The sequence below is a fragment of the Streptomyces montanus genome, from assembly GCF_005786655.1.
GTDB classification, from domain to species: Bacteria; Actinomycetota; Actinomycetes; order Streptomycetales; family Streptomycetaceae; genus Streptomyces; species Streptomyces sporangiiformans.
The window spans coordinates 39,365-48,227 of sequence record NZ_VBZC01000070.1; the positions used below are offsets into that span (position 1 = coordinate 39,365).

Consider the following 8,863-nt stretch of genomic DNA (forward strand, 5'->3'; position numbering starts at 1 on the left):
CCCCGTTGGGTCACCATCGCGTTTGGCGAGCCCGGTGCGCACCGGCTCAGATGCGGGTCAGCGCCCAGAAGCCGACGGTGAAACAGAGCAGCGCCAGCAGCAGCACCGGTACCGCCACCCTTGTGGGCGGTCCGGGGCGCCGCTGCGCCCGCCTGGCGCGGTGCCGCGCAACCGGCTGCGGCTGCGCAACCGGCTGCGGGTGGGGTGGAACCCGAACGTCGCGAGCGGTGTATGAAGCAGTGGAGGCGAACGCGGGCGGCTGTGGCGCGAGGGGCGTGACCTGGGGGGAGGGCTCATGCGGGGGTTCGTACGACGGAGCGTGGCCGGGAGCCGGATGAACGGGCGAAGCGGGGGGAGTGGAGGGCGGCTGAGGCTGAAGCGGGGGTGGGGGTGGCAGGTGGAAGCTGCCGGTGTTCGAGATCGGGGAGGACTGCGGGGGCACCGCGGGAATGGGGGGAGGCGGTACGGCGCCGGATGCGGGGCCTGTGCGGGATCCTGGCGGAACGACGCCCCCGGGCAGGACCTCTGGAGCGGCAGAACCTGTCTCGGGGACGGTGTCGTGACCCTGGCCGGGTGCGGCCCGGAGCGGGCCCTCGGGGCCGAAACCCGCCGGAAGCGGGCCCAGTTGGTCGAAGATCTCGATCAGTTCGTCGTCGGGGCCGGGCTCCGGCAGCAGCTCCCTGGCCGAGGCGAGCGCTTTGCGTGCGCCCGTGGCGGTGCGAAAACGCGCTTCGGGGTCCGGCTGCACCAGCGCGGCCACGACCTGCCACAGCGGCTCGGGCACACCCTTCGGCGCACCCGGGGTGCCATGCGCCGAGAAGTGCTCGATGAGAGCCTTGGCGTCGGGCTTGGCGCCCTCCAGCAGATAAAGGGCGACCAGACCCACGGCGAACAGGTCGGCCGGGAAGTCCGGCTCGGCGCCGAGCAGTTGCTCGGGCGCGAAGTAACCGGGCGTTCCCACCACATAGTTGGTCTCCGTCAGCCGCGGCTCGCCCAGGCGCATCGCGATGCCGAAGTCGGACAGTCGCAGCCGAGGCCGGCCCGTACCGGTCGCTTCCAGAAGGATGTTGGCGGGCTTGATGTCGCGGTGCACGACCCCCTCCTCGTGCACCGCGGCAAGCCCCGCCAGCAGCTGGTCGAGCAGGGTGCACACGAAGGCCGGCGGCAGGGGACCGTAGTCCCCGACCAGGTGGACCAGCGAACCGCCGCCGATCAGGTCCATGGTGAACAGGACCTTGTCGTCGTCGGCGGCCCAGCTGGCGGGCGCGAGCACATGCGGATGATCGATCCGCAGCGCCTGCTCCCGCACGAAGCGCAGCAGCGAGTGCGCGTCGCTCTGCTGCAGCACCTTGGCGGCCACATACCGGCGCCTGCGGTGATCCCAGGCGCGCCAGACCGCACCGACTCCCCCACGTCCGATCGGGTCGACGAGCTCGTACCTGCCGGCGAAGACCTCACCCATGGTCGTTCGTCGCTCCCCCTTCGGCGGTCGGCACGGCGGCCTCATCGAGGTGCCCGGCTGCCTTGCTTCCCTGTCCGTCCAGCAGACCCAACAGGCCTGCGGCGGCGGTGGGTTCGGCGGCCGGGCGGTGTGCTCAGCTCTGGTGGGACTGGTAGTGCGCGACCGCGTCGGAAGTGCGGCCGGCGCCGTACACCCGGAGGAACTCTGCCAGTTCCGGGTGGGTCGGGGCGAGGGTGTCCGCCGCCTCGATGATGTCCCCCGCGGCCGCCACGGAACGCAGCAGCGACTGGATTTCACGGACCACGCGTTTGACCGTGGGCGCGCCTGAACTGCTCGTCGTCTGCGTGGTGTTGCTGAGCACCGAGCCCCCCTGTGACTTCTTGATCTCGTCCATGCGCTCGGTGGCCTCGCCGGCACTCACGCTGCCGTCGGCGACCTGACTGGCGAGGTCCTGCAGCAGCTGCACCCGCTGGACCACCGCTGGATTGCCGATCTTGGCGCGCTGACCGCTCATCAGCTGCGACAGCATCGGTGCGGACAGTCCCAGTACGCCTGCCAGGCGGGCCTGGTTGAGTCCCAGGTCATCTATGAGCTTACGGAAGAGCGCCCCCAACGGCTCCCCGTACCAGTTCCGCTGGAGCTCCCTGGCTCTTGCGGTTGCTTCCTGCTGTGCGGCATCCATTGCGTCTCCCCATCGCGTCCCCAAGTACCGCGGTTCGCTGTCGCGAACCACGTCGAGCATCTTACGGAGAGTGGTCTTGCGCGGGGACCCCTAATCTTTTTGCGGGATTCCGGGGGTGACCCGGTACTCTGGGCTGCGGCACCCCGCCTGAGGAGCTTCTTCCGGCGGACGCCTCCCTTCCGGGGCCTTAGCTCAGTTGGTAGAGCGCTGTCTTTGCATGGCAGATGTCAGGGGTTCGACTCCCCTAGGCTCCACACCTCGAAGGACCCTCTGACCAGCGGAAACGCTGGTCAGAGGGTCCTTTTTCGTGTCGTGGTTCCACGTGAAACGTCGCTGTGGGGCGGAGGACCTCAAGTCCTCCGCCCCACAGCGACGTTGATCTGAGCTGATACGAGTTGATCTGAGGGGTTACAGGCAGAAACGCGGTGGTACGGGCCGACGGCGTCAGCCGCTCTCGCCCCGCTTTTTCCGCTCCGCCGCCTCCGCCTCGGCCTGCTTGGCCTGGACCTCGGGGTCGAGTACGTCCTGACCGCTGCCGTCGACCGAGGTCAGCCGGCCGGTGTCCGGCACCTCCGTGGCAGCCGGCGGTTCCACCAGCCAGTCAGGGTTGGCCTGCTTGTCCCACCACTTCCAGGCGGCGAAGGCGCCACCCGCCAGGATGCCCAGCACCGCCAGCCCCTTCGCGAGACGCCCGGCCCTGGCCCGCCGCTGATGCTTGCGCGCCAGCTTCTCGACCTCCTTGCGCGAGACCTGGCCGCGCAGCGCCGCCAGCGCCGCCACGCTGCGGGACGCGGCCTCCACTCGGGCAGGCCCAGCCGCGGCCCTGGCCTGCTCGATCCTCGGCCGGGAATAGTCGGCGGCCTGCCGAGCGGCCTTACGGGTGCGCACCGCGGCTTCGTGGGCGGCACGATCGACCTTCGGTGGCACATGAGTGCGCGCCTGCTCCAGGCGCGGCGCGAGATGGGCTCCGTACTGCGTGCGAGCCTGCTCAGCGGCCTGGTGAGCGGCGGACGACACCTTCGGCGCGAGCTTCACACGTGCTTCATGCGCATAGTGCGCGGCTCGGTCCTTGGCCGTGTCGGCGTAGGGCGCCACCACTTCCGCGGCGTGCTGCACGCTGTCCTTCGCCGAGCCGGTCGCGGCGCGCACGCTGTCGATGCGGGTCACGGGATCCTCCTCCTCGGTGGCGTACGTGGGGATTTGGGGCGATCCCCCAGAAAGTCACAGTTCACCTTTCCACCCTTAACGGGATCATGCCTCTTGGCACGCTCCGGGGCGCGCGAGGACGGGCATCCGGGTCAAGAATGCCGACCACGGGCGTACTCGGGACAATGACTGATCAACACGGTGCAAGAGGGTCTTGTTGACGACAATGCCACGGATCCCCGGCCCGCGCGCCCGATTGGTACGAAGCGGCTCGGAACAGCGGTGACAAACGACGAGGGGCGCGGTCCGTGCGAGGATCGGGGAGTCACAACGGACAACGGAAGGCAGATCGTGGCTGAGCAGCTCTACGCCACCCTGAAGACCAGCCAAGGCGACATCGAAGTGCGGCTCCTGCCGAACCACGCGCCCAAGACAGTCCGGAACTTTGTCGAACTCGCCAAGGGCGAGCGTGAGTGGACCAACCCCGAGACGGGCGCGAAGTCCACGGACAGGCTGTACGACGGCACGGTCTTCCACCGGGTGATCAGCGGATTCATGATCCAGGGCGGCGATCCCCTGGGCAACGGCACCGGCGGCCCCGGCTACCAGTTCGAGGACGAGTTCCACCCGGATCTCGCCTTCGACAGGCCGTACCTGCTGGCCATGGCGAACGCCGGCCCGAGCACCAACGGCTCGCAGTTCTTCATCACCGTCTCCCCGACGGCATGGCTGACCCGCAAGCACACCATCTTCGGCGAGGTCACCGACGCGGCCAGCCAGAAGATCGTCGACGCCATCGCCTCGACACAGACCAACCCGCGCACCGACCGCCCGATCACTGACGTGGTCATCGAGTCGGTCGTCGTCGAGACCCGCTGAAGCCGCACGGGTCCGGTGAGACCGCACGGGTCCGCCGAGACCGCACGAACCCGCTGAAGCGCATCGACCCGCCGAATCCGCACCGGCCGCTGAGCCGGACCACCGCCGAGGCCGAGCCTCGAGCCGCCACGCTCGCCAGGGAACCAAAGCGCCCCGCCCATCCGTAGAAGGAAGGGCGGGGCGGTGCGTTGGGTACGCGTCCCTGGACCACCGCCGTGTGCCCGCCGTACGGAGAAAATGAGGGGACCCCATGGACCAGGCGCCAGGCAGCCCACAGGGCCCGCAGGATGCCCAGAGTCTGCCCACCTGCTACCGGCACTCGGACCGGGAGACCGGCATCCGCTGCACCCGCTGCGAGCGGCCCATCTGCCCCGAGTGCATGGTCAACGCCTCGGTCGGCTTCCAGTGCCCCGAGTGCGTCCGCAGCGGCTCCGGCACGGGGCACGCCCCCGCGGCCAGCCAGCCGCGTACCCTCGCGGGCGGCACGGTCTCCGCGGATCCCCGGCTCGTCACCAAGATCCTGATCGGCCTCAACCTCGCCCTCTTCCTGGTCCAGCTCTCCGTGGGCGACCGCTTCACCGAGCGCTTCGAGCTCCTCGGCCTCGCGTATGTGCCGGGCCTCGGGAGCGTCGAGGGCGTCGCGGACGGGCAGTGGTACCGGCTGGTCACGGCGATGTTCCTGCACGGCAGCGTTATCCACATCGCCTTCAACATGCTCAGCCTGTGGTGGATCGGCGGCCCTCTGGAAGCAGCGCTCGGCCGCGCCCGCTATATCGCCCTGTACGCAGCGTCAGGCCTCGCCGGCAGCGCACTCACGTATCTGATCGCCGAACCGAACCAGCCGTCGCTCGGCGCCTCCGGTGCGATCTTCGGGCTCTTCGGCGCGACCGCCGTCCTGATGCGACGGCTCAACTACGACATGCGCCCGGTCATCGCCCTGCTGGTGATCAACCTGATCTTCACCTTCGGGTGGAGCAACATCGCCTGGGAGGCCCATATCGGCGGCCTCGTCGGCGGTGTGGTGATCGGCTACGCCATGGTCCACGCGCCCCGCGGGCGGCGGGCTCTGATCCAGTACGGCGTGTGCGCGCTGGTATTGATTGCTGTTGTGGTCATGACACTCGTCAGGACCGGCCAGCTCACCTGAGGAGTCGGCCGAGGCGTCGGCGTTGTCCACAGACTGTGTCGGATCTTGTGCATGCTGTGCGGGAACAGTTGTGCCCCTTGCCTCTGACCTGGGTTTCCCCAGGCAGGGCAAGGGGCGAACAGACTTCCGGATCCCGGTGGGTCAGTCACACCGGCGTCAACATCCGATGGGTTATCCACAGATCTTCTGACCTTTTCCACTGCTGTGGATAGCTGTGGATAACTCCGTGGACAACTTGGGCCAGGGCTTGCTGTACAAGCTGCCGACACCTGGAAGCCGCGTTACTTCCACTGCGTGGAAACGCCGAATCCCGCCGCGATGAAGCCGAAGCCGACCACGATGTTCCAGTTGCCGAGGGAATCGATCGGCAGTGAGCCGTCCGTCACATAGAAAACGACGATCCAGGCGAGGCCGATGAGGAACATGGCCAGCATGACCGGGGCGACCCAGGCGCGGCTGGTCAGCTTGATGTTGGTCGCCTGCTTCGCCGGGGGCGGCGTGTAGTCGGCCTTCTTGCGGATACGTGACTTCGGCACGAGGGTCTCTCCTGTCGATGCGCTGCGTGGCCGCGCAGGGAACGTGGGCTGGCTCCGGGCCAGCGTACAAGGGGACTCTTAGCGCTCCCCCGGGCGTCCGTTAGCGTAGTGCTTCCGCGGTGCCGAAGGAGATAAGGGTACGTTGAGCAATTCTGCCGACTCGCCCCAGGCGGGTTCCAGCCCTGGTCGTATCCGGCGTTTCCGGCCGGTTCGGGTGCTGACCGCTGCCGTGTTCGCCCTCGCCGGTTTGATCTTCTTCACCAGCTTCAACACGGCCAAAGGCACCAATATCCGTACGGACAGCTCGCTGCTGAAGCTCTCCGACCTCATTCAGGAGCGCAGTCACAAGAACGGTCGGCTCGACGAGAGCAACGGGACGCTGCGCGAGGACGTCGAGGCCCTGGCCGAGCGCGACGACGGCCGTACGGAGGCGGAGGACAAGAAGCTCGCCGCCCTGGAGGAGAACGCGGGCACCCAGAAGGTCAAGGGCAAGGCCCTCACGGTCACGCTCAACGACGCGCCCCCGAACGCCACCGCCAAGCTCCCCGGCTATCCCGAGCCGCAGCCCGACTACCTGGTCATCCACCAACAGGACCTGCAGGCCGTCGTCAACGCCCTGTGGCAGGGCGGCGCCAAGGGCATCAAGGTCATGGACCAGCGGCTGATCTCCACCAGCGCCGTACGCTGCGTTGGCAACACCCTCATCCTCCAGGGCCGCGTCTACTCGCCCCCGTACAAGATCACTGCGGTCGGTGACCCGGAGAAGCTGCAGAAGGCGCTCACGGCGTCCGCGGCGATCCAGAACTACATGGTGTACGTCAACGTCTACGGGCTCGGCTGGAAAGTCGAGGAGAAGGGGGCGGTGACTCTTCCCGGCTACTCGGGCACAGTGGATCTCCACTACGCGAAGCCTGTGGAGTAAGCCCGTCGGGAGTTGCCGGTGCGAGTGGTCATCAGGACGTTCAGCGAACTGTGCATCACCGTGGGCGGCGTGATCGTACTCTTCGTCGTCTACGTACTGTTATGGACGGGGTTGAAGGCCGACAGCGCGATGGACGACCAGATCGACCATCTCCAGGACCAGTGGTCGAAGGGGGCGGTCGCGGCCGATTCCGAGTCGTCCCAGGCGCCCACCGCCGAGAACCCCGAGCCGCCGGCTCCGTACACGGACGGCAAGCCCTTCGCCGTCATGTACATTCCGCGGCTTGGTTTCACGTGGAACAAGCCGGTACTCGAAGGCACGAAGACCGACACCCTGAAGAAGGGCCTCGGTCACTACGCGAGCACCGCGCAGCTGGGCCAGGAGGGCAACTTCGCGGTCGCGGGTCATCGCCGCACCTACGGGGACCCGTTCAAGGACTTTCCCAAGCTCCGCCCCGGCGACGCGGTGGTGCTGACCGACGGCAGGACATGGTTCACGTACCGCGTCGACACCGAGCCCTACAAGACGCTGCCCAACGACATCGCGGTCATCGACCCGGTACCGAGGAAGTCCGGATACACGCGCGCGGGCCGCTATCTGACGCTGACGACTTGTGAACCGGAATGGGGTCACAGCCACCGACTGATCGTCTGGGCACACCTTGATGCCACACAGCCCGCGGAGGCTGGGAAACCAGAGGCCCTACGCCGTTAGTCTGGTGTGGTACGGCGACGGAAGGGACGGCAATGTACGGCTGGATCTGGCGGCATCTGCCGGGAAACGCGTGGGTGCGGGCCCTGATTTCGCTCGTGCTCGTGCTCGCGGTGGTCTACGTGCTGTTCCAGTACGTCTTCCCGTGGGCCGAACCTCTGCTGCCCTTCAACGATGTGACGGTGGACAACCAGTGAACGCACGGATTCTCGTCGTCGACAACTACGACAGCTTCGTCTTCAACCTGGTCCAGTACCTGTACCAGCTGGGCGCGGAGTGTGAGGTGCTGCGCAACGACGAGGTGTCGACGGCGCACGCCCAGGACGGATTCGACGGGGTGCTGCTCTCGCCGGGCCCCGGCGCTCCCGAGCAGGCCGGCGTCTGCATCGACATGGTCCGCCACTGCGCGGCCACCGGCGTCCCCGTCTTCGGGGTCTGTCTGGGTATGCAGTCGATGCAGGTGGCGTACGGCGGTGTGGTGGATCGCGCCCCCGAGCTGCTGCACGGCAAGACCTCGCTCGTCGATCACGAGGGCCGAGGCGTCTTCGCGGGCCTGCCGTCGCCCTTCACGGCGACGCGTTACCACTCGCTGGCCGCCGAGCCCGCCACGGTTCCCGACGAGCTGGAGGTCACGGCTCGTACGCGCGACGGGATCATCATGGGGCTTCGGCACCGTGAACTGCCCGTCGAGGGCGTGCAGTTCCACCCCGAGTCCGTGCTGACCGAGCACGGCCACCGCATGCTCGCCAACTGGCTGGTCGAATGCGGCGACCCGGAGGCCGTGGCGAGGTCGGCGGGGCTCGCCCCGGTGGTGGGCAGGGCCACGGCGTGACCGCCCTGCGCCCCGAGCGCGACAGTGCCGCCCCGTACGGTGAGGACACCGCGTACGGGGACGCTGCCGTGTACGGAGGCGCTGCGGCGCCGGAGCAGGAGTGGTACGACCCCCAGGGGTACGCGCGGGACTGGTACGGGGAGCAGACGGCTTCGCCGGAGCCTCCGCCGTACCAGGAGTACGCGCAGTACGCGGAGCCTCAGCTCTCGCCCTCGCACGGGGGCACTCTGTACGAAGAGCATCAGCACGCAGAGCCTACGCATGCTGAGGCTTCGTACAACGAGCCTCAGCACGGGGAGGCTTGGCAGGAAGAGCCACTCTCCCCGTCGTTCGAACATCCCCCGATCGACGAAGAGACCGTCGCGCTGCGCCTACCCGGCAGCGGGGCCATACCTGCGGCGGCCACGAGACCGGCCACCGGCGGCCGTGCGGCCCGGCGCAAGTCCGCCAAGCGCCACGGGCGCCATGGCGCGTCGGGCGCGTCAGGCGCGTCCGTCGGGGCGCAGGAGCGGTCGGCGGAGCCCGGCGCGGCGCCCCTCTCCCGCA

General features: G+C 68.3%; 10 protein-coding genes, 1 tRNA gene and 1 pseudogene. 8 read left to right on the forward strand and 4 right to left on the reverse strand.

Annotation, left to right across the window (positions count from 1 at the left end; all coding sequences use genetic code 11):
• Positions 1-46: 46 nt before the first annotated feature.
• Positions 47-1,462, reverse strand: a complete 1,416-nt coding sequence (locus FE633_RS39950; protein WP_138050070.1) for a serine/threonine-protein kinase — start codon at positions 1,460-1,462, stop codon at positions 47-49.
• A 133-nt stretch (positions 1,463-1,595) separates the two neighbouring features.
• Entirely contained in the window at positions 1,596-2,144 is a 549-nt protein-coding gene (locus tag FE633_RS39955; RefSeq protein ID WP_119101106.1) for a helix-turn-helix domain-containing protein, read from the reverse strand.
• Between the two features lie 181 nt (positions 2,145-2,325).
• Here FE633_RS39955 and FE633_RS39960 point away from each other — a divergent pair.
• Positions 2,326-2,398, forward strand: a tRNA-Ala gene (locus tag FE633_RS39960).
• A 190-nt stretch (positions 2,399-2,588) separates the two neighbouring features.
• On the opposite strand, the gene FE633_RS39965 is transcribed toward FE633_RS39960, so the two are convergent.
• Positions 2,589-3,311, reverse strand: a complete 723-nt coding sequence (locus FE633_RS39965; protein ID WP_138050071.1) for a DUF5324 family protein — start codon at positions 3,309-3,311, stop codon at positions 2,589-2,591.
• A gap of 330 nt (positions 3,312-3,641) precedes the next feature.
• Here FE633_RS39965 and FE633_RS39970 point away from each other — a divergent pair, with 330 nt between their 5' ends.
• Together FE633_RS39970 and FE633_RS39975 are read left to right on the forward strand one after the other, a co-directional pair.
• Positions 3,642-4,169 (forward strand): peptidylprolyl isomerase, encoded by a 528-nt coding sequence (locus FE633_RS39970; RefSeq protein WP_119101108.1) that lies wholly within the window; start codon positions 3,642-3,644, stop codon positions 4,167-4,169.
• A 250-nt stretch (positions 4,170-4,419) separates the two neighbouring features.
• On the forward strand, positions 4,420-5,316 hold the full coding sequence (locus FE633_RS39975; RefSeq protein ID WP_138050072.1) for a rhomboid family intramembrane serine protease: 897 nt from the start codon (positions 4,420-4,422) through the stop codon (positions 5,314-5,316).
• Positions 5,317-5,597: 281 nt separating this feature from the next.
• On the opposite strand, the gene crgA is transcribed toward FE633_RS39975, so the two are convergent.
• Positions 5,598-5,852: a cell division protein CrgA gene (gene crgA, locus FE633_RS39980; protein WP_119101110.1), complete on the reverse strand. Its 255-nt coding sequence runs from the start codon at positions 5,850-5,852 to the stop codon at positions 5,598-5,600.
• 142 nt (positions 5,853-5,994) lie between these two features.
• On the opposite strand from crgA, the gene FE633_RS39985 reads away from it, so the two are divergent.
• The 5 genes and pseudogenes from FE633_RS39985 to FE633_RS47935 all read left to right on the forward strand — a co-directional run.
• Positions 5,995-6,774, forward strand: coding sequence for a DUF881 domain-containing protein (locus tag FE633_RS39985; RefSeq protein WP_138050073.1), 780 nt, complete (start codon positions 5,995-5,997; stop codon positions 6,772-6,774).
• 18 nt (positions 6,775-6,792) lie between these two features.
• Positions 6,793-7,488, forward strand: coding sequence for a class E sortase (locus FE633_RS39990; protein WP_138050074.1), 696 nt, complete (start codon positions 6,793-6,795; stop codon positions 7,486-7,488).
• A 32-nt stretch (positions 7,489-7,520) separates the two neighbouring features.
• On the forward strand, positions 7,521-7,682 hold the full coding sequence (locus FE633_RS47550) for a hypothetical protein (protein ID WP_171060312.1): 162 nt from the start codon (positions 7,521-7,523) through the stop codon (positions 7,680-7,682).
• Positions 7,679-8,317, forward strand: a complete 639-nt coding sequence (locus FE633_RS39995) for an aminodeoxychorismate/anthranilate synthase component II (RefSeq protein ID WP_138050075.1) — start codon at positions 7,679-7,681, stop codon at positions 8,315-8,317. Before FE633_RS47550 ends, FE633_RS39995 begins: the two co-directional genes overlap by 4 nt.
• A pseudogene (locus FE633_RS47935) lies at positions 8,314-8,863 on the forward strand (class E sortase); the annotation flags it as partial. The gene FE633_RS39995 and the pseudogene FE633_RS47935, both read left to right, overlap by 4 nt.

What these genes read in the sequence shown, in the direction of transcription:
- FE633_RS39950 (WP_138050070.1), bottom strand. Translation starts at nt 1,462, where the DNA reads ATGGGTGAGGTCTTCGCCGGCAGGTACGAGCTCGTCGACCCGATCGGA.
- FE633_RS39975 (WP_138050072.1), top strand. Translation starts at nt 4,420, where the DNA reads ATGGACCAGGCGCCAGGCAGCCCACAGGGCCCGCAGGATGCCCAGAGT.
- FE633_RS47550 (WP_171060312.1), top strand. Translation starts at nt 7,521, where the DNA reads ATGTACGGCTGGATCTGGCGGCATCTGCCGGGAAACGCGTGGGTGCGG.
- FE633_RS39955 (WP_119101106.1), bottom strand. Translation starts at nt 2,144, where the DNA reads ATGGATGCCGCACAGCAGGAAGCAACCGCAAGAGCCAGGGAGCTCCAG.